19 protein-coding genes and 1 pseudogene are annotated in these 19096 nt (G+C 46.5%); 9 read left to right on the top strand and 11 right to left on the bottom strand.

The features are described from left to right. Nucleotides 1-9: 9 nt before the first annotated feature. Nucleotides 10-1182, top strand: coding sequence for a Fic family protein (locus BDD43_RS21585; protein ID WP_121199691.1), 1173 nt, complete (start codon nucleotides 10-12; stop codon nucleotides 1180-1182). A gap of 243 nt (nucleotides 1183-1425) precedes the next feature. Then, a complete protein-coding gene (locus tag BDD43_RS29775; RefSeq protein WP_147425710.1) occupies nucleotides 1426-1635 on the top strand; it encodes a hypothetical protein in 210 nt (69 codons plus the stop codon). Between the two features lie 16 nt (nucleotides 1636-1651). Here BDD43_RS29775 and BDD43_RS21580 read toward each other — a convergent pair whose 3' ends face one another. After that, nucleotides 1652-2866: a tyrosine-type recombinase/integrase gene (locus BDD43_RS21580; RefSeq protein WP_121199689.1), complete on the bottom strand. Its 1215-nt coding sequence runs from the start codon at nucleotides 2864-2866 to the stop codon at nucleotides 1652-1654. 377 nt (nucleotides 2867-3243) lie between these two features. Between BDD43_RS21580 and BDD43_RS31115 the strand changes: the two genes are divergently transcribed. Both BDD43_RS31115 and BDD43_RS21570 read left to right on the top strand, forming a co-directional pair. Next, complete coding sequence (locus BDD43_RS31115; RefSeq protein WP_121199687.1) at nucleotides 3244-3438, top strand: helix-turn-helix transcriptional regulator; 195 nt, start codon at nucleotides 3244-3246, stop codon at nucleotides 3436-3438. After that, a complete protein-coding gene (locus tag BDD43_RS21570; RefSeq protein WP_121199685.1) occupies nucleotides 3438-3626 on the top strand; it encodes a hypothetical protein in 189 nt (62 codons plus the stop codon). The genes BDD43_RS31115 and BDD43_RS21570 overlap by 1 nt, the downstream gene beginning before the upstream one ends. Nucleotides 3627-3854: 228 nt before the next feature. On the opposite strand, the gene BDD43_RS21565 is transcribed toward BDD43_RS21570, so the two are convergent. From BDD43_RS21565 to BDD43_RS30415, 3 genes are all read right to left on the bottom strand, one after another. After that, complete coding sequence (locus BDD43_RS21565) at nucleotides 3855-4346, bottom strand: J domain-containing protein (RefSeq protein ID WP_121199683.1); 492 nt, start codon at nucleotides 4344-4346, stop codon at nucleotides 3855-3857. Nucleotides 4347-4349: 3 nt separating this feature from the next. Next, nucleotides 4350-4478 (bottom strand): hypothetical protein, encoded by a 129-nt coding sequence (locus tag BDD43_RS30875; RefSeq protein ID WP_262707427.1) that lies wholly within the window; start codon nucleotides 4476-4478, stop codon nucleotides 4350-4352. 64 nt (nucleotides 4479-4542) lie between these two features. Further along, nucleotides 4543-5142, bottom strand: coding sequence for a hypothetical protein (locus tag BDD43_RS30415; RefSeq protein WP_211339711.1), 600 nt, complete (start codon nucleotides 5140-5142; stop codon nucleotides 4543-4545). 73 nt (nucleotides 5143-5215) lie between these two features. Between BDD43_RS30415 and BDD43_RS30870 the strand changes: the two genes are divergently transcribed. After that, nucleotides 5216-5350, top strand: coding sequence for a hypothetical protein (locus BDD43_RS30870; RefSeq protein WP_262707426.1), 135 nt, complete (start codon nucleotides 5216-5218; stop codon nucleotides 5348-5350). A 661-nt stretch (nucleotides 5351-6011) separates the two neighbouring features. Here BDD43_RS30870 and BDD43_RS21545 read toward each other — a convergent pair. The 3 genes and pseudogenes from BDD43_RS21545 to BDD43_RS21535 all read right to left on the bottom strand — a co-directional run bounded on the left by BDD43_RS21545 (nucleotide 6012) and on the right by BDD43_RS21535 (nucleotide 8506). Then, nucleotides 6012-7077 (bottom strand): annotated as a pseudogene (locus BDD43_RS21545) (IS481 family transposase). Nucleotides 7078-7148: 71 nt separating this feature from the next. Further along, nucleotides 7149-8030, bottom strand: coding sequence for a hypothetical protein (locus tag BDD43_RS21540; protein ID WP_121199677.1), 882 nt, complete (start codon nucleotides 8028-8030; stop codon nucleotides 7149-7151). 11 nt (nucleotides 8031-8041) lie between these two features. Then, a complete protein-coding gene (locus BDD43_RS21535) occupies nucleotides 8042-8506 on the bottom strand; it encodes a hypothetical protein (RefSeq protein ID WP_121199675.1) in 465 nt (154 codons plus the stop codon). Nucleotides 8507-8622: 116 nt separating this feature from the next. On the opposite strand from BDD43_RS21535, the gene BDD43_RS21530 reads away from it, so the two are divergent. Then, on the top strand, nucleotides 8623-10374 hold the full coding sequence (locus BDD43_RS21530) for a hypothetical protein (RefSeq protein ID WP_147425709.1): 1752 nt from the start codon (nucleotides 8623-8625) through the stop codon (nucleotides 10372-10374). A 131-nt stretch (nucleotides 10375-10505) separates the two neighbouring features. Here the strand turns inward: BDD43_RS21530 and BDD43_RS21525 are convergent, their stop codons facing one another. Further along, nucleotides 10506-12086 (bottom strand): TIR domain-containing protein, encoded by a 1581-nt coding sequence (locus tag BDD43_RS21525; protein ID WP_121199671.1) that lies wholly within the window; start codon nucleotides 12084-12086, stop codon nucleotides 10506-10508. 115 nt (nucleotides 12087-12201) lie between these two features. Here BDD43_RS21525 and BDD43_RS21520 point away from each other — a divergent pair, with 115 nt between their 5' ends. Then, on the top strand, nucleotides 12202-12597 hold the full coding sequence (locus BDD43_RS21520) for a hypothetical protein (RefSeq protein ID WP_121199669.1): 396 nt from the start codon (nucleotides 12202-12204) through the stop codon (nucleotides 12595-12597). A gap of 176 nt (nucleotides 12598-12773) precedes the next feature. On the opposite strand, the gene BDD43_RS21515 is transcribed toward BDD43_RS21520, so the two are convergent. After that, entirely contained in the window at nucleotides 12774-12971 is a 198-nt protein-coding gene (locus BDD43_RS21515; protein WP_121199667.1) for a hypothetical protein, read from the bottom strand. A gap of 501 nt (nucleotides 12972-13472) precedes the next feature. On the opposite strand from BDD43_RS21515, the gene mobF reads away from it, so the two are divergent. Next, complete coding sequence (gene mobF, locus BDD43_RS21510) at nucleotides 13473-16247, top strand: MobF family relaxase (protein WP_121199665.1); 2775 nt, start codon at nucleotides 13473-13475, stop codon at nucleotides 16245-16247. Further along, complete coding sequence (locus BDD43_RS21505; protein WP_147425708.1) at nucleotides 16198-16575, top strand: hypothetical protein; 378 nt, start codon at nucleotides 16198-16200, stop codon at nucleotides 16573-16575. Before mobF ends, BDD43_RS21505 begins: the two co-directional genes overlap by 50 nt. Here BDD43_RS21505 and BDD43_RS21500 read toward each other — a convergent pair. Together BDD43_RS21500 and BDD43_RS21495 are read right to left on the bottom strand one after the other, a co-directional pair. Further along, nucleotides 16558-17598, bottom strand: a complete 1041-nt coding sequence (locus BDD43_RS21500) for a hypothetical protein (RefSeq protein ID WP_121199661.1) — start codon at nucleotides 17596-17598, stop codon at nucleotides 16558-16560. The two genes, BDD43_RS21505 and BDD43_RS21500, sit on opposite strands and share 18 nt — an antisense overlap. After that, nucleotides 17588-19015, bottom strand: coding sequence for a type IV secretory system conjugative DNA transfer family protein (locus BDD43_RS21495; RefSeq protein WP_121199659.1), 1428 nt, complete (start codon nucleotides 19013-19015; stop codon nucleotides 17588-17590). The genes BDD43_RS21500 and BDD43_RS21495 overlap by 11 nt, the downstream gene beginning before the upstream one ends. Between the last annotated feature and the right edge of the window lie 81 nt (nucleotides 19016-19096).

Here is a 19096-nt window from a genome sequence, read left to right as displayed (position 1 = left end):
ATAAAACCAATGTATATCCATCAGCTAAAGAATTGGCCCAAGTTTCAATGGGATGAACCGGCAATTTTGCCGCAGCTTGCGGCTGCGCGTCATCAACAGGGCCGTCTGCTCGGAAAGATGGAAGGCATCGGATTCAGTTTACAGGAAGAAGCGACCCTGCAAACCCTGACGCAGGATGTAGTCAAATCCAGTGAGATCGAAGGAGAAATTCTGGATGCCGCCCAGGTGCGGTCTTCCATTGCAAGACGGCTCGGAATGGAGATTGCGGGTTTGACACCATCCGACAGGAATGTCGATGGGGTGGTCGAGATGATGTTGGATGCAACGCAAAGTTATCAGGATCCGTTGAGCGAAGACCGGCTGTTTGGGTGGCACGCGGCCTTATTTCCAACAGGAAGGAGCGGCATGCATAAGATCGCTGTCGGCCATTGGCGCAACAACAGCAAAGAAGACCCCATGCAAGTAGTTTCCGGGCCGATGGGCCGGGAAATAGTCCATTACCAGGCACCCGACGCGGAATTGCTGGCCTCCGAAATGGGGCGCTTTATCGAATGGTTCAATAGCAACCTCTCACTCGATCCCGTTTTAAAAGCGGGCATCGCGCATTTGTGGTTTGTTACCATCCACCCGTTCGATGATGGCAATGGCCGCATTGCCCGTGCCATTGCCGACATGCAGCTCGCCCGTGCCGACCAGACCGCACAACGCTTTTACAGCATGTCCGCGCAAATCCGGATAGAACGCAACCGGTATTACGACATGCTCGAATACACCCAAAAAGGGACGCTCGACATAACGGAATGGCTCACCTGGTTCCTCGACTGCTACGGGCGGGCATTGCAGAGTACCGACCAGACGCTTGCCAAGGTTATGGCCAAGGCCAGATTCTGGGATAATCCTGCCACGCGGGCAATCAATGAGCGGCAACGACTGATGCTCAATAAATTACTGGAGAGCTTTGAAGGCAAATTGACCTCTTCCAAATGGGCCAAGATTGCCAAATGCTCTCAGGATACCGCTGGCCGCGATATACAACAGCTCATCAAGCTTGGTATTTTAGCCAAAGAAGAAGGCGGCGGGCGAAACACAAGCTACACGCTAAGAGAAGTACGTGAATGGGCAAAAAGTTTTTCGCGTGGCGCGCCCGCTAAGGATGACTGGGATATCAACCGGGATCGGTAAATCGCTTCCAAAATTATCAGCGTGTAAAAATTTCGACACATCGCCAAAATCAACGGCACAATTGTGCTGAAATTCATCGTGCAACTTTGCCGCGCAATCCTAAGCTGTATATCCGCACTCCGAACAACTTAGGAGGGTATTGTGGAATTTTCTAAATCAGTCTGCCAGAGCAGCCAGGCAAATGCAGATCGTGAATGGCTGCCTGAAAACATGGTCGAAGTTGAGCGGGTCTATCTAGGCGCCGTGGTCAAACAAATTTGCGATACCAAAGAATGCCGGTATCCCTTGCTGTCACTGCGCTTACTCATACACATCATGACCAGCATGGATAATGATGGCAGGACGCATATTTCAGCGCGGCACTTATCCAAAGCTTTAGACGTACATTACGACACCGTGACCAAATGCCTGAAATACTTGCGGCAGATCGACGCCATTCAGATAGATAGGTAGAGGCCATGCGTATGATTTACGCCGCTTGTTTCGTGATACTGGTATTGATTTTGTTCTTGCCTGCCGTTTCGAGATAGTCGCTCCACCACTGCATCATCTGGCGACGCTGGCCAAGGAATTTTGCATGGTCATAGGAAGCCCTAACCTTATTGCGTGGAGCGTGGGCAAGCTGCCGTTCAACCACGTCCTGGGTATAGTCGTTCTCGTACAGAATGGTTGAAGCCGTCGCCCGTAAGCCGTGAATAGTGGTGCGCCCGCGATAGCCCATCCGATATAAGGCAAAAAGCATCGTGTTTTCGCTCATGAAACCAAATCCCGGTTTGATGCTGTTCGGAAAGATATATTTCCACTGGCCTGTAAGACGTTGTAACGATTGTAATACAGCAATCGCCTGCTTCGATAGCGGGACGATATGCGGTTCTTTCATTTTCATACGGGCCGCAGGGATGCGCCATTCCGCCTTTTCAAAGTCAATCTCTGTCCACTCCGCACCACGCAATTCCGTCGTCCGCACAAAGGTCATCAAAATAAGCTTTAAGGCCAGCCTGGTTTGCGCATCGCCATCATAATTTTCAAGCCGGGTTATAAAATCAGGCAATTCGTCGGCTTTGAGGTAGGCATGATTTTTTTTCACAACGGGCTTTAAAGCGCCACGCAACTCTGTTGCAGGGCTATGGGTGATTATTCCAGTTTGTACAGCGTAGGTAAATATCTGCCCGCAATATTGGATCGCCCGGTGCGCCAGGTCGTTTGCTCCCCGCCCCTCGATTGCCCGCCCCACGCGTACCAGATCGGGGGTCGTTATATCTGCAATGGGGTAACTGCCGATTTCAGGAAAAACGTCTGCTTCGAGACGGGTGATGATCTGGCGGGCATATTTTGGTGTCCACCTGCTAATCGAGTAGTCATGCCATTTCCGGGCAATGGTTTCAAAAGTGTTCTGATGCTTGGCTGTAATAGTCCTTTTTCCCTCCTGTCGCGCGAAAGAAGGGTCTTTCCCTGCCTGGAGTAGCGCACGGGCCTCCATCAACCTGTTCCTGGCCTCTGCAAGGCTTATCTCGGGATATACCCCTAAGGAGAGTGATTTCTCCTTACCGGCAAAGCGGTATTTGAACCGCCACCATTTACCCCCGGAAGGCTGGACGAGCAGGAAAAGCCCTTTTTCGTCACTCAATTTGTAAGACTTAGCCTGGGGTTTGGCGTTCCTTAGTTTCGCATCTGTGAGTGCCATTGGGGGTAACTTTCAAATAGGGGTTGGTACTTACCCCCATTTCTACCCCTACCTACCCCCGGCTGTCAATAGACGCCCTGAGAGCCCGAAGGCACCCGATCTTTTAAAAAATGGCTCATTTGCTGTGCTTTCGGGGATCTTTTGGGCCATCTCTGGAAGAGAAAATGGCGGGAGTGACGGGACCCAAACTGTAGACACAACATGCTGCAATCAAACAATTAATTGTTTGATAAATTCGCGGAAACCCCCAAACCTGCCCCCAAATGCTGTGAGATACTATAAGACAATGTACCGCACTGTTGTGCAACTTTTACGGTTGCCTGTTCCATTGCGCCGCGCGCGTCTTATTTTTTGTGCGTCAGCAAGAAGGGAATAACATGTACAAAATTATCCGTCTCAGCGAAGTTAAAGCACTCACTGGTTTACCCAGGAGCACACTCTATAAAAAAATATCCGAAAAGACCTTTCCCGGTCAAATCTCTATTGGCGTCAGGTCGGTCGGCTGGTTAGAGAGCGATGTTCAAAACTGGATACATGAACAAATTTCACAAACGCAATCGAGAGCAAAATAATGACAACCGAAAAAGGCATTGAACAAGAGAGTAACACGGTCAACTATTACGGTAAGAAAGTTTACCGCATCAATCCTATGCTCGCCCGTGTAAAACTTCCACAGGCAAAAATGCCGGATTTCCGGGATGACAATATTTCTGAGAAAAAAGTAAATTCAGCTATGGGCCACCTCGCTAAACGCTCCTGATAGTCAATCCGAACCATTTTTGGCCCCGTCAGCAGGTCCCCCAACAGGGGATTTGACAAAATCGCGGGTTTCAAACCAATGGGCCACCCTAAAAAAAGCAGTGGACAGGCGTTTTCTTTTGCTACTTTTCTTTGCAGCCGGAGCAAAGAAAAGTAGTCCGCCCATGCAAAAGCACGGACTTTTCCGTCCATGCTTAAAAAACCAATAAAGCTTTTAGTGTCTTCCGTTTCAGCGGTCGAGTTGATTACCGCTTTTACGTTTCAGGTTTTCATCGCCTATGGTTTCGCTGCCGTACTTGTTTCGGATGGCGTCGAGGGATTTGCCGCTCGACCGCGCGGTTTTGTATTCGGCGGTGCGGAAATACCAAGCCTGTTTTTTAGCAGCAAAAAAGAATCCCGCCTTTTTTAAACTATCCCGTACCGGGTAGGTATTACCGGTCACCCATATCCAGTGGCCGACAATTTCAATGGTGAGGCCGATCAGGTGGGCAATGCTTTCGATGGCTTGCCTGTACGCTTCCGAAGATAGAATCTCGTGTTCGGTTTCCTCATCGGTAAGCCCTGCGCCGCTCATGATCTTGGCGGTGGCGAGCGCATATTCCCGGTTTATTTCCTGCATAGTCGCGGTATCGCCGCCCAAATCGGGATGATGTTGGCGTGCCAGTTTCTTGTAAGTTGCTTTGACCTCCTGGAGGGTCCGGCAGTCCTGAAACCATTGCATCGGTCAGGCATTATAATTGTCGTAAAAATCCTTGTAGGCGTTCTGGAACTCTTGCGGGTTTTCAGCCGCTAACTGGCTGGCATATCCCTCCCAAAAAATCTGATCGAGGAACTCTATAAATATTTCGTACATGGTGGTGCTGTTTTGTGGTGAAGAAAAAGCAAGCCCCGCCGTATAGCAGGGCTTGCATCGATTTTTAGGCTACAGGTAAAACAATATGCGCCTCAATCTCGGCCAGCTTTTCATGGCAGGCATTAAAAATAAATTGCGATACCAACCGAATGAGGCCGGGGGTGGTGGTGATAAAACGCCTGCCTTTATCATCCTCAATAATCAGTTTGCAGCCCTGATAAGGGTTGTCTTCCAGCTCGTCGCGCTCGGCAGCCAAGTCTACTTCAAAAGTTTCGAGTTGCTTAATCCGGGCTATCAGGTTCATGCGCTGGATGCTCCGGCGGTGTAAATCTTCCACCACCTTTAACGTGCCTTCAAGGTTCAGCACCATTTTTAGGGGTTTCACCTCTTCTTTCAACGGTGGTGCTTTTTCCGGTGCGGGTTGCGCAGACTCGGCTTTTTCCGCTTCTTGCTTGGCTGGTTCAACCTTGCCGTTGCCTCCTAAATCTGCGCCGCTGGCAACCGCCTTGTCTTTGTTAATGTCGGCCTTGCCGTTCGTCTTGACACCATTGGCCGTCAATGACGTTTCCTTTTTGGCATCATTGGTTTTTGCCACGCCGTTACCTGCCTCTTTGGCGCTCATGCTTCCCTGAAACTCCGCGCCATTTTGATTTTTTAAATCCATTTTCTGATGGTTTTTAGTGATTAAAAAAAATGTTAATTCTCAAAGTCATTTCGGCATACGCCTCAATTGGCCTTTGATAGAGGCAGAATATTTGCGCGGGGGGCTGGCAGACAAGGCTGCCGCAAAAAAATACTACCCGGAGAGTAGCGCAGGGATGGAGATTTTTTTAAGCGGCACTTGCATGGCCTTGTCTGCCGAAGAGGTATAAATTTGCCTCGTCAAAGGTCAAATGAAACCCAACCAACAAAAAATGCCATATAAAATGCAGCTACTGGCAACGCCATAAAACAAAAATTAAATGCCGATTTCGGTTAAAGAGGAACTGCCTTCACGGTTACAGTTACCGTGCATAGCACCCGAAGGGCTTGGTTCACCCTTTAAACCGCCTTCTTCAAATGGGGTGGGGAGTGCATGTGCCTTGCTGCCGGTAAGCGGGAAATTTGTGGGTTAAGCGAAGCGTACGATCAAATTTGGGATCGCGGGGTTGGCACCGGCAGCAAGGCTCTTGCAGCGCGGCCGGAAAAATTGCTGAACGAATGAGCGGAGTAAACGCAGCGATGGAGTTAAGCGGTTTTGACGGCGAGGGAAATGCATTAGCGGATTGGAGTGTCATCCTTCGAAGAAGATACAGCGGAAAGCCCGACCCGGATTGCGATTTTCTCGCGGATCGGGTAATGCCCGGAATTAAAAAAAATCTAAATCGCGAAATGTTCTTGCTCTCCAAAAATCTTATGAGTCTATAAGGTATAATTTTCAGCATGCCAACATTTCCTGCTGAGAGTATAGGATTTAAAAATTAACAAAATATTCAAATCATAGCCTTTCCTATATTGTAAAACACGCGACTTGATCTGACGGAAAATTATTTATCAGGCAGCGATATTACTGTCAGATAAATCTGGTTGGGAGAGCTTCTTCTCCTTTGCTATTTTCAACGACTCACGGAAGGTCTGCATGGGTGTTTTGCCGTAGCAGTATTTCCCGCTGTGAGGACGCTGGTTGTTATATTTGTACAAGTAAGCGTCCAAGTCAACCTGTAGCTCTTCCATCGTCATGTAGAGCTTCTTGCGGAAGGTGATGTCGTAGAACTCCTCCTTGAGGGTACGGTGGAAGCGTTTGCAGATGCCATTGGTTTGCGGGCTGGATGCCTTCGTTGGCGTATGGTTTATGTTCTCCACGGCGAGATAGAGCTGATACACATGATGCTCGATCTTGCCGCAATACTCCGTTCCCCGATCCGTCAACACGCGCAGCAACGGGATCTCGTACTCGGCAAAGAACGGTAGCACACCGTCGTTCAGTGCGTCGGCGGCGGTGATGGCGGTCTTCTCGGTATAGAGTTTACAGATTGCCACGCGGCTGTACGTATCGACGAAGGTCTGCTGATAGATGCGTCCGACGCCTTTCATGGTGCCGGCATAGTAGGTATCCTTGGCTGCCCAGATAACCCGGATGCTGGCTCTCGATCTGCCCGAACGCCTCGCGTTTCTCCTTGGCCTTCTCCAGCGCGGCAAGCTGTTCCTCGGTGAGCAGGATGCCCTCTTGCGCCGACTTCGCTTCCAGTGCCTTGAGCCGCTTCTTCAACGTCTCCAGATCATGGCGCACCCACACTGAACGCACGCCGCTGGACGATACCATCACTCCACGTTGCTGCAACTCCTGGCTGGCACGCAGCTGACCTAACGCCAGGTTCTCCACCGCTAAGTCCACCACCGCTTTCTCCAAATGCTCCGGCACGCGGTTCTTCAGGATTGGCTTCTTCTTACTGATGTCCATCAGCGCCTGCTCGCCGCCGGTCTCGTACAGTTCCTTAAAACTGTAAAAGTTATCCCGTGAATAGCCCATCACCTTGCAAGCTTGGCTGACACTTCCCAGCTGCCGCGCCAGTTCCAATACACCCAGCTTCGGCTTGATTACTTTCTGTTCAATACTCATCTTACTTCTCCTCTTGGTTGGTTGTGTATCTTTTACAACCGTCCTGTCAGATCAAGTCTGGAGTTTTACACCTATATGCAATTACGGCACGATTCTTTATAACCTGGATTGATTACATACCCCGTTGTCGAGGTATCATACGGCTGAATTGGAACAAGATTATTGTATTCCTGAACGGCTAAATCATGCCCCCACCAAATTTTAGTTATTATAGGGTTCCTAAACGGGTTATTATCTGGCGTGTCCGAATATATAAATCTTTGAGTTTTAAAAGTTTTATTCTTTACAAATCTATGTACTGTATTTGTGTCGTAGATTGATTGCGCCAACTCGGGCGACATTGTATGAATCTGGGGATTTTCCATTGGTAAGCCGTTATAAAAATAAAGGGGATTGTATAAAATATAATCCAATTCGAGTTCGACCCAATAAATATTTTCATACGGATTATATTTCGTTAAAGGCGTAATCCATAGACAGTCCTCTTCTTCAAATATTTGCTTTTGATGAGGATCGCAATATCTTGACCGATCAAATGCCGCAGAAGATTGATCTGGAAATTGATGTGTATGAACCAATGTAGATGCGCTCCCTAATTTCGAATCTTTAAAACGTTGGATATTACCTTTTGGGCCTACACCATTAAGAGCTGCCTTGTTTATAATAGGCTTGACAACATACTCTTGAAACATACTATTTTTTTTTGCCTCAACATTGTTAGTTCGCGCGGCCAACTTAATATGCTGTTCGACGAGTTCCTTTGCCGTGTGCGCACTTCCCGCATTGGGAATCCTAAAGCCTTCATGCAGCTTTTGAGTATATAGATTTAAATATGCATCCATGAAAAGTTCCGGCCTATTTGGACTATTTAATTTCGCCAAACTGTTGAATGGTTTAACAAGAGGGATTGTCGCTAAAACGGCCGCTTTTCGTAAAAATTCTTTGCGCTGCATAATTCATGGATTTAACAGTGAAGGGAAAAATTATATTTAATATTTAAGGCTATCTTAAGCTTATCAAACTCGTTAAGAAGATTATGATACTCGGTTTTTAGACCCTGTATCATTTTTAGTTTTTCTGATTTCTCTATGCCATCGCTATTGCGAATTCCCTGAGCCGATTTGAAATAACCACGCACCCTGATTACGTAATCCAATAATTCGCTATCGACTCCCTTGGGGTCTATTTTTTGTAATTCTTCAAGTTCCTTGTTAAACCTTTCGTCACCCTTTTCTAACTTGGTAACTGATTCCATAAATTGCATAACTTGACCGACTTGGCATGCCACTATTTTAGTCTTTTCTATCATTTCGGCTCGATCTTTATCCTCAGCATTAGAGCACGATCTCCACGCTATCATCATACCAATAACACTGACGATAAAAGTAAGTACAGCAATCCATTTGGTATAATTAAGCGTCCCATTCATGCCATTAAATTAGTGTTTTTATGTTAAAAAACAAAATTTTCGAATATACTTTTCTACTGTTTTATTTACCTGAACTCGGCTAATGTATTCCTATAATGTTGGATCGAAGGCCATTTATGGATAAAGACTATTGGCTAAAGCTTTTAGAGTCGGGTGACGCTTTAGAAATACTCCAGCGTTATTCGGAGTTTAAAAACCAAGTATTTGCAGATGAAATAATTGAGAAGACCGTTCGCTATGCTGCGGAAAAGGAACCGGGCACAGCACTTTATTTTGCTGACATATATAAAAAACAATTTTATGCCAATAAGGTCATTGAGAGAGCTGTTCGTAACCAGGTAAAAGAATACCCTGAAGGGGTTCTTCTTGGGGGCGATTTGTATATCGATAAGCCCTACGCCAAAGAAATATTATTTGCCGCGTGTGAGAAGGGTTCTTTGGCCGTTCTTCAGCATACGGAACTTTACATAGATAAACCCTACGCTAAAGAGTTAATATCAAAAGCCAGCTATAACGTTTTTAGCGATAAGAACCAAGTTCTTGAATTGCTTCAAAACATCAATTCCTTACATGACAGCCCCGAAAATGTTCGATTTGCTATTCTCCCTTTCTTAACACCGGGTCAAAAATACGATTTGATTACCAAGGGACGTGAGGAAATCTATACTTCGAGCTATCTTACTATTGTCGACAGCCTCTTCGTTGATGTTAAGAAAAAACATCAGTCTCTCGACAAATTGCTAAGCCCAGAACAGATGCAAAGCATGGGGATATTCCTGGAAGCTGCCGCGAGTTACAATCGCATTGATCCGGCGTTGCGTTGTATCTCTAACGCCGCATTCCCAGGAATAATGCAAAGCATTATAACGCAGTGTGCCGACCACACAAAAGGAATGGAATCTGCCGCAACACTTGCAACTATTATCAGTTCCCAATCGCAAAATATCACACTCCGTAAGACTCTGGAGGAGGGGTTTCATAAAGGGTATGACCAAGCAATCGTCGATAAAGAATCACGTCATCAATATGGGCTATTAGCGTCTCTTTACACCTGCACTTATAGGGATACCGTAATACCCGGGCAAAAAGCATTCTTTGATAAGATAATGGGTATCGCTCTTTATCACATTCCTGCTCTTGATACCCTGAACCAGTCAAAACTCACTGATAAAAATGGTGTTTGCAATCAACTTATGGTCTTTGCCTCAGACGATGACAGCAAAAAAAGTTACGAAAATTGGAAGAAAGAGTATCATGGCCTACCTGGATGGGAAACAGTTGAATATAATCAATACACTGTCATCAAAAAAACAGACGGTAAGGTACCGGTATCTATCTATGCCAATAAACCAGAGGCGGGCACGGATGGAATAAAGGATATCGAACAAGTTGTGAGAAAACAGCAAGATTCAGTTCAAGCTTCTTTCCAGGTTTTCATCGGACGCGGCCATAGCTATCATGCAAATGAATATTTGAGCCATCTTAGCAATAAAACGAGCTTAGTTTACCTTGGGTCATGTGGCGGGTACAATAATTTAAGCAGAGTTTTGCAGGTCGATCCCACAGCGCAAGTAATTGCAACGCGCGAGCGTGGTTCAATGTATGTAAATGATCCACTTCTATTAAATCTTAATCGTTCGATCAACGAGGCGGGTAAAATTAATTGGCATGAAGAAGACCAAAAACTGCAGAAAATTCCCTCGGCAGATAAAACAGGATATTTAATGCCCAATAAAAATATGGGGTTGGAATTACTACAATATTATGATCGGATAAAAGATGAGCCGACCATTTCGTTTGATGCGGCTCCTTCTGCCTCGAAGCCGCCTTCGCCACACGTTAATCGGCACAAATCTATATCGCATTAATGATGAAATAAACTGCTCTTGAACAAAATATATATTTTAATTACGAGGTTTGGTGGCACTGAAAATCCTTATAGCTCGATAAGGGAAGATGTCTGTTGGTAATTCTTTTGACTATTCTAAATTCCAATGCGCTAAAATACTGATGTGCTATTTCCGTATTTTTTCTCGATTATCTTGTTCATCTCTTCTTTTATCTCATTAATATAGTGCTCATAACTCTTTCCTCTAAAGTCTTTGTTACTTATGGTTCCCTTATGGTAGGCTTCTTCAAGCCGGGAAATATAGCTATTTACAGCGTAAATGGCCATTTCATCCGTTAATGTTCTATGTAGCAGTATAAACCGGCGCAAAAGTTGATAATAATCAATTTCAATTTTCTTTGTTAATGTGAATCGTCCCAAATCTTGCAAATCTGTCGCTACCGAATAGTTATTTTCCGACATAATTAATGTACGTGAGTAATCACTATAGGGCTCATATTTTTCCAAATGCTTTTTTAAATACCCAAATTCAAAATAAAGATTAGGTCGTGAATAACTTTTGCTGCCGCCCTCTTCTTTAATAGTAATATCCTTTGTAAAGATGATTAATCCTATCGTAGATGAATTCATCTTTCCAATTAACTCGCTGTATAGAGGTTCTTTAGCATCCGCTAAATCGACAATATTAACTTTTAACCAACCTTGAAAATCGTGTTCAATGAATTTTTGTATTTTTAAGGCAAAGCCTCTTCCGTTATTCCAAGAAAAGCCGATAAATACTACCTCTTCGTCATTAGTAGGCCTAACGAATCTCACCATGTTCGCGAACATTTGTTCGACACGTACCCTCCATTTATTCACGTCCTTAGCGCTGGCGTTTAATTCCGTTCTTAGAATTTTGGCTTTAATTTCAAAATTAACCTTATCTGGACGTTTTATTTTATCAAGATTCTGAATTCGCCCCCCGTCGCTTCTTTTGGAATCGGCTTCTGTGGCATCTTCATATACCATGGTAGTAGGATGATTCCAAATATATCTAAAATGGTCTTCTAATACTGAGAAATGCTTACTATCGTTCTCCACATAGCTTAACGGAGTTTTATAGTATAAGCTGGAAGAATTTATTCGTTCTTTAGCATATGTATATGGATCAGTGAACGTTTCATTATTTATTGTAAGCAAGCAAAAATTTAAGGGAAGGCAGGTAAACCGAATATTTGTAATTGGGCTTTTGGATTTGTTTTTTGAAAAATGTCTATTATGTATCTCCTGTATTTTGCGAAGCGCATGAGTTTGATGCATATAAATAGACGAACTTTCGATATCGCCAGCTGAAAGAATCGATAAGTCTAAGTGTCTACTATCGTATTTAGGATCTTTTATAGTCGCCCGATATTGCGTTCGCTCAGCTTCAATTTGAGCAAATGCAAAATCGGAATAAACGTATAGGAAAATAAATCTAATTTGCAGTTTGATTTTGATCTTTTCTAAGATGTCAATTTTATCAAATAATTCAAGAAAATGCGTGTGAATTTTATCTTGTTCCTCTCCTTCTGGGCCTAATAAAGTGCTGCCTGAAATGCCACAAAAATCAATTCTGATAACTTTTTCATAATTTGGATCATTTTCTATTTTCAAAGCGTTACTGACCAGGTTGTTAAAAGTAAGGCGGTCAAAAAGCAAAGACAAGTAATCTGCAGAACCGCGGTCGATATTATTTGATTGTATCACAATAAGATTTTAAATAAAATACATGAAAGAGTAAGGTAAGGTTTTTTGTGAAATAAAGAGCGAGAAAATAAATAATTTTTCAAACTTATATTATAATAATAATTGGAGTAATCAAATGACGCAGTACGATGGCGACGACCAAATCAGCACACACCTCCGTAAGAAAGGGCGTCCATTTGATATTAATAAAATGTATGTTGATTTAGGAAAATGTATACAAAAGCTACATCCAACAATTGACGTTCCAGAGGATATGCGAGAATTAACGGGTTACAATCCAATCAATGGTTCAATAATTGATGACTACAAAAGCGTTTTACACTTGAAAATACTTCGAAGAAATAAAGATCTTGGAGTGGTCAGCAATGGCTCAGACATCATCTTAGATATTTTTGATAAATACGGGCTGGGACGCAACGTTATTTTAGCCGAGCAAACTAATGTTGAAATTAATAAAATCATGGAAAAATGGCTCGGCCCTGAAGTGAAAAAAAATGCCTTTAATCGATGATTGATAATTCTGTTATTGCGAGCGTGTTTTATAATGAGCTCAACAGCACAAGAAGTAAGTAAGATAGACTGCTTCCGTTTTGTTAAGGTTGTTTGTTTAAATTCACAGTGCTCGCGTTTTTCATCCTATTGTTTAGAGATGGACAGGCGAGCAATGAGCCCGCCCGCCCGTGGCGGCTATTTGTCCTCCGCAACAACCCGCAGGATCACCGCGCCGTCGAGTGACAGGGAATCAAGCTGGATATTGAAGCCGTTGCCATCCCGGTGGGCCCATGCCGCCCCGATGCGTGTCCAATAAGGTTTTTCGCCGTCGCGCACCTGGTAGGCGATGTAGGTAGGCCCTTTGCCGGTGGTTTGTGTTTCGGTAGTGCTCATATAGGTCTCCTTTTGAAGGCGACTGAATTGCCGTCCTTATGAGAGCGACCCGAAGCAACCCAGGCGCGGCGAAGCATACAGGTCAACCGAAACACGGAGGGTACACGCAGTGGAAACCGTGCTGGCAGGTTTACCGGCGCGGCGGCAGCTTCAGCTTCTCATGAAAAGGACGGAATCAGCCGATCCATAGCGGGGAAGGGTCTGAAGCGGTGTACCCAATACCCACCAGCTATCCCCTTATAAAAATCGCTAATCCAGCGTTTAAGATTCAGGCTTCACCTGCACTCCATCAGCGCGGTGGTGACCGCATCACCGTGATTGTCCCGGACAATAGTTCTGAATTCCGCAATGGCAGTTTCGCCGGTCGTACCGGGAGCCTACCCACTCAACGGACACAAAACAGCACGTGCCAAAAAACCATATCGAACCACGTTAAACCACGTCAGACCAAAATTTTGCAGTGTCAAAACCGCACCGTAATATGCAGGAAATCAGTCAGAAATGTTGCGAATCACCATGAATAAATCCGCTTCCGGCGCGAAGAAATATTACTGCGAACAGACCTATAAAGAAGGCCATTCGGCAGAGTTCGACTATTACGGGGAAGGCAGCGAACTAATCGGAAAATGGGGCGGAAGAGCCGCCAAACGCCTTGACCTGACGGGCAGTATCGAAAAAAAGGCATTCGCGCAATTATGCGATAACATCAACCCGCTCACGCGCAAAACGCTGACCGGGCGTAATGACATCGACCGCACGGTCGGGTACGATTTCACGTTCAACGCCAGCAAATCGGTAAGCCTTGCCTACGCGTTTGCGGACGTTACCGATAAAAGGATTATCCTCGATGCATTCCAATCCGCCGTGCGGGATACCATGACGGATATTGAAACCGGTATGCAGACCCGCGTCCGCGCTAAGGGTAAGAATGAAAACCGCATGACGGGTAATATCGCCTACGGCGAGTTCACCCATTTTACCACGCGACCAATCGACGGGGTGCCCGACCCGCATTTGCATAGCCATTGTTTTGTATTCAATGCCACCTTTGATGGCGAAGACAATAAATGGAAGGCCGGGCAATTTCAGCAGGTCAAGCAGGACGCGCCGTATTATGAGGCCATCTTTCATGCAAAACTGGCACAGCGCCTGCAAGGGGCCGGTTACCAGGTCACCCGGACGAAGAACGGGTTTGAGCTGGCCGGGATTGATAAGCGCACGTTGGATAAATTTTCGCGCCGTACCCAGGAGATCGAAGACTACACCCGCGAACACGGTATTACCGATGAAGTACAAAAATCGAAGATCGGTGCCAAAACGCGCGAAGCCAAACGTACGCTGCTTACTGCCGAACAGCAGGAAAGCGCCTGGCTATCACGACTGACGCCGGATGAACAAACCGCCCTCCTCAGCCTCAAACAAAAATCTAACGTGACTACAGACGATCAAGCAGCAAAGCGCGCGCTGCAATTTTCCTTAAGTCACCACCTTGAACGCAAATCGGTTGCCAGTGATAAAGAAATACTGGCGACCGCCATTAAGGCGGCAATCGGCGAAGCCTCGCCGGAACAGGTTCGGCAGGCATTTAAACAAGAGGGCAATATCCTGTCCGTGACGGAAAAGCTGCGCACCTTCATCACCACGAAAGAAGCGCTTAAAGAAGAAAAGCAACTCATTCAGCATTGTATTGCTGCTCGAAACAAGTTTCGGCCAATCTATGAACAATACGAACCCCAAAACTCGCTCCTCAACGACCAGCAAAAAGCGGCGGTGAAACACGCGCTTTCCTCCACCGATGGGATTGTCCTGATTACCGGCAAAGCCGGAACCGGAAAGACCACGCTCATGAAAGAAGTGCAGCTTGGCATTATCGAGAGCGGGAAACAAATCTTTTCGTTCGCGCCATCGAGCGAAGCCAGCCGGGGCGTGCAGCGCAGCGAAGGCTTCGATAATGCCGATACGGTGGCGAGACTGGTACAGCAAACCAACCTGCACCCAAACTTCAAAAACCAAGTGATCTGGATCGACGAAGCAGGCATGTTATCCAACAAGGACATGAACCGCGTGCTGGCAATTGCCCAGGCGCAAAGTGCAAGGGTCATCCTTTCCGGCGATACGAAGCAGCATACCAGCGTGGAACGCGGTGATGCCATGCGCATCATCCAGCAGGAAACGGGTATTAAGCCGGTTACGGTGAATAAAATTCAGCGGCAAAAGAATATGGCCTATAAAGAAGCCGTACAGCAGCTTTCCGACGGCAAAGTGGAGCAAGGATTTAAAAAGCTCGACCGGATGGGGGCCATCCAGGAAATAGCGGATAGCGCACAGCGGGTAAATGCTGTTGCCGATGAATATTGCAAGGCGACCTATAACGTCAACGGCCCGGCCAAAGAAGTGCTGGTCATTGCGCCTACCCATGCGGAGGGAGAAATCGTCACCGATAAAATACGCGAAAAACTTAAAGAAGATCACCGTATCGGCCAGGAAGACCGGACATTCGAGGTACTTAAAAACCGCCAACTCACCGAAGCAGAAAAGCAACAGCCGGAAAGTTACAGGCTCGGGGATGTGGTGATCTTTCACCAAAACAGCAAAGGCGTGAAGGCCGGAGAAAAATTGCAAGTGTCGGAAGCGGATGAGGCTGGTGTACAGACGACAAACTCAGCCGGAGAAAATTACAGCCTCGCACTCGCCGAGGCGATAAAATTTACGGTCTTTGAACCGCGCCCATTAGCCATTACCGAGGGCGATAAACTGCGTATGACCGCCAATGTCAAAAGCAACGAAGGCAAGCATTTGTTCAACGGCTCTGTCTTCCAGGTCGAGGGATTTGATCCCGAAGGTCAAATTGAGCTCTCCAACGGCTCGACCATCGCGCCGGATTTCGGGCATTTCAACCTGGGCTATGTGTCTACATCCCATGCTTCACAAGGCAAAACCGCGGATCAGGTCATTATTTCGCAAAGTTCGGCGACGTTTAAAGCCTCGTCGCTCGAACAATTTTACGTGTCTGTATCACGTGGGCGTGAAGCCGTATCCATTTATACCGATGACAAGGACCAGCTATTGGATGCGGTCAGCCAGTCATCGGAGCGCATTTCAGCCACGGAACTGATGGCGAAGCGTCAGGAACAAGCGCAGGAAATTAACCGGCTTTCCAATAATCGCCCGAGGATAGAGAGAACCCCGACGCAACAAGATCACATTAACACACAAAACACATCCTATGGACTTCAGACAGCGACTCGAACAGAGCAGAGTGCAGTTGGCCGGTAATATTCCGGCCACAGAACCGGACGAAGATTGGACCTGCGCCTATTATGGGATAGAACGCGGCAATAGCCCTGTTTGTCTCGATTTACGGCTACCGGATGGCAGCCGCAAGGCATTTCCGTATTCTTATTTTACGGCAATGCATTTTGATGTGGATACGGGTATCGAAATTCAGACCAACCAAAAAAGGATCGTCATTACCGGACGGAATCTCACCAAACTGTTTGAACAACTGATTACGTACCGGGTGCGGTATGTACAGGCGGATGTCGGTAACGACACGCAGGATGACGGGTTGTTCGTTGCAGCGATCCTAATTGACGGATTTTGATTGGGCCAAACCTCCCAGGATATTTGCTATCGCCTGCTTTTTACCGTCACCCGTTACCCTGGAATTTCTGACATGCTCCCGCTGCCTGTTCATTTCCTCGATAATGGCGCTTAACTTAGGATATTTGACTTCCGGCTGCGGCACAGGCTGGGGAGCCTTTTGGGGGTTTTCCGTTAGCTTTTTATCTGTCACCCCTTTATTGGCAATACCCTGTCTTAATTCCCGCATCAATTCCGCTTCCACCCGGCTATCCTGGAAATCGAGCATTTTATTCTTACGGGCCATTTCCTTCCAGTGGGCATGGATAATCAGCGCGAACCCCGAAATAAAAAGCCACAGGCTTTCGACACTGGTTGAAATGAAAGCAAAAAAGAATACGACGGTAGGCTCTACAAAGGTAGAAGTGAAAGCAGCTTTATTCGTAATGAGTTTTGGAAAGGGCTTATCTTTGCGCTGCGCTTTGGGAACTAATGCGAAGTATGTCGATAATATGGGCAGGGCAAGGACATTCAGAGCCCTTGCCAGTAATTCTGCAGGCCATTCCAGATGAGATGTGCCGTCGTCAAAGGAATGAAGTGGGATCCCTGCCTGGTTTCGCCATTTGATCTTGAATAAATGATAGGAACCTATCAAAAGATAAGCAATAACGAAAAGAAGCATATCACCCGCCTTCGTTCCTGCCACGCTTTCCGAATCACTGTAGGCGTCAAAAGCATGACCAATGTTCATGAGCATAAAGAGACGGCCCTCTAACCCAGGCCAAACGCTATAGATAATCCATTGCAAGGCAGACACTACACCGATGAGAAACAAGCCTGCATAAAAATTAATCGCCGTGAACCAGCGCTGGCCGAAGTCCTTGCGTAAAAATACTTCCATCGGGATGGTAAACCATCCCAGGAATAGCATGATAAAACCGATGGTGCGTGATGATCGCGCCCATTTCTGTATGCCGGTGACCTTCCGGGATTTATCTATTTCTTCCTCGTTATCGAAGGGTTTGATGATGAGCTTATGGTCCATATTGCTTGAACTGTGCTAAAAGATGCGTTTGGTTGTTATTCCAGATACGGCCATTCTGAAATACGATGGCCTCCACTATTTTATCATTCAGGGTTCCGCCCTTGCGCAGCTTGGTAAAGGCTTGCGGCGGGACGTCGTAATCAAAGCTTTCATTTTTACCGCTACTCATATTGAAGAAATCCGCGCCATAGCTTTCCCCCGATGTTTGCCGGAACTGCCAGCTCCGGCCGATCGTTTCCGCTGCCTGCTCATTCGTTGTCGGGTCGCTGTTGGCATGCCATATCTTGGTTTGCAGGTTTCCTAAAAGCGAATCCACCCGGTATTTGCTTTGGCTGCCGCCCATGATGGCGTAATAGTTCGGCAGGTTCTGTGTCAGGTACACGGTGCAGGCACGGGTACTTCGGGCCGTGGCCTGAAACTGCATATCATATTCCGTCACGAAATTTTGCGCCTCATCCACCCAAAGAAAAACCGGGACGGTTTTGTTTGTTGTCGCCCGGCGCTCCACCGCTTGCTGCCAAAGATATTTATACACCACCTGTGCCGCCCTGCCCGCCTCGCCGAATTCCTTTACCGGCAGGTTCAGCACGATTATGACACCCTTATGGGTCAATTCAGGGTAGGCGATCTTACGCCTGTCGTCGGGCATTTCCGAAAACAGCATGCGGAAGGGCCTGCGCAGAAATATGTCCATCATCGTGGTTAGTGTCGATAAGATGCTGCTGCGGGTTTTTTCGGCGAGGTTGGGGTATTCCTCTAACCAGAACGATGCCGTGCTATCGAAATCATGCCTTGCCCATTTATCGAGGTCCCTTCCGTAGCCTTCCAATAGCAGCTTCCAGCAAAGGCTTTTATTTTTCCATTCATCCGTATCGATCTGGGCAACGCTGACCGGTGCCGATAGGATCACATCACGAATGAGGGGCACCGAAACGATACCGCGTGCAATCATGCAAAGGTCGATGGTGTTCCTTAGTAACTGCTGCATGGCGCGTTCCCAATAAGGGTCGCTGCCTTCGCTTTTGACACTTCGGTCAATGGCTTCGTAAATGGTGGTAAATAGCCGCACCAAATTATCGGTATACCCGGCCCCCTCACCTTCCCGCTCAATCTCGTATTGCAGGAAGGGAAAAACGAAATTGCCGGAACCATCGAATACCAGGAGCTGGTCGGCTCGTCCGGTTTCCTGGGCGTAGCGTTTCCAGTCGTCCAGCACGTCCTTTTTGGCGCAAAGCACCAATCCGCCAAAGCCGGACTTCAAAAAGGCGCGGGCAAGCGCCTCACCGCTGCCGCTGGTTTTACCGGAGCCGATACCGCCAAAAATTTGCACGCCTTCGCAGGCGTTGCCTATCGTAAAATGCTCTTCGTTATTAAACGAATAAATAATATGGTCCAGGTTGAAATCCGGTGAAGTCATATAAAGGATTTTGCAATCCTAAGCTAAAATATCATTTTGAAAATTCAAAATATTTTTTAATATTATTTATTTTGTGACAGA

Source organism: Mucilaginibacter gracilis, assembly GCF_003633615.1.
GTDB classification, from domain to species: domain Bacteria; phylum Bacteroidota; class Bacteroidia; order Sphingobacteriales; family Sphingobacteriaceae; genus Mucilaginibacter; species Mucilaginibacter gracilis.
The sequence above is the reverse complement of the archived record's forward strand: the minus strand, read 5'-3'. Positions and strand labels throughout refer to the sequence as shown.

Excerpts from the sequence above, each read along its gene's own strand:
- BDD43_RS21495 (WP_121199659.1), bottom strand. The coding sequence starts at position 19,015 with ATGACTTCACCGGATTTCAACCTGGACCATATTATTTATTCGTTTAAT.
- BDD43_RS30415 (WP_211339711.1), bottom strand. The coding sequence starts at position 5,142 with ATGGATTTAAAAAATCAAAATGGCGCGGAGTTTCAGGGAAGCATGAGC.
- BDD43_RS21530 (WP_147425709.1), top strand. The coding sequence starts at position 8,623 with ATGGATAAAGACTATTGGCTAAAGCTTTTAGAGTCGGGTGACGCTTTA.
- BDD43_RS21580 (WP_121199689.1), bottom strand. The coding sequence starts at position 2,866 with ATGGCACTCACAGATGCGAAACTAAGGAACGCCAAACCCCAGGCTAAG.
- BDD43_RS21565 (WP_121199683.1), bottom strand. The coding sequence starts at position 4,346 with ATGCAATGGTTTCAGGACTGCCGGACCCTCCAGGAGGTCAAAGCAACT.
- BDD43_RS21505 (WP_147425708.1), top strand. The coding sequence starts at position 16,198 with ATGGACTTCAGACAGCGACTCGAACAGAGCAGAGTGCAGTTGGCCGGT.
- BDD43_RS21515 (WP_121199667.1), bottom strand. The coding sequence starts at position 12,971 with ATGAGCACTACCGAAACACAAACCACCGGCAAAGGGCCTACCTACATC.
- BDD43_RS21500 (WP_121199661.1), bottom strand. The coding sequence starts at position 17,598 with ATGGACCATAAGCTCATCATCAAACCCTTCGATAACGAGGAAGAAATA.
- BDD43_RS21585 (WP_121199691.1), top strand. The coding sequence starts at position 10 with ATGTATATCCATCAGCTAAAGAATTGGCCCAAGTTTCAATGGGATGAA.
- BDD43_RS21535 (WP_121199675.1), bottom strand. The coding sequence starts at position 8,506 with ATGAATGGGACGCTTAATTATACCAAATGGATTGCTGTACTTACTTTT.
- mobF (WP_121199665.1), top strand. The coding sequence starts at position 13,473 with ATGTTGCGAATCACCATGAATAAATCCGCTTCCGGCGCGAAGAAATAT.
- BDD43_RS21570 (WP_121199685.1), top strand. The coding sequence starts at position 3,438 with ATGACAACCGAAAAAGGCATTGAACAAGAGAGTAACACGGTCAACTAT.
- BDD43_RS21540 (WP_121199677.1), bottom strand. The coding sequence starts at position 8,030 with ATGCAGCGCAAAGAATTTTTACGAAAAGCGGCCGTTTTAGCGACAATC.
- BDD43_RS21520 (WP_121199669.1), top strand. The coding sequence starts at position 12,202 with ATGACGCAGTACGATGGCGACGACCAAATCAGCACACACCTCCGTAAG.
- BDD43_RS30875 (WP_262707427.1), bottom strand. The coding sequence starts at position 4,478 with ATGTACGAAATATTTATAGAGTTCCTCGATCAGATTTTTTGGGAGGGA.
- BDD43_RS31115 (WP_121199687.1), top strand. The coding sequence starts at position 3,244 with ATGTACAAAATTATCCGTCTCAGCGAAGTTAAAGCACTCACTGGTTTA.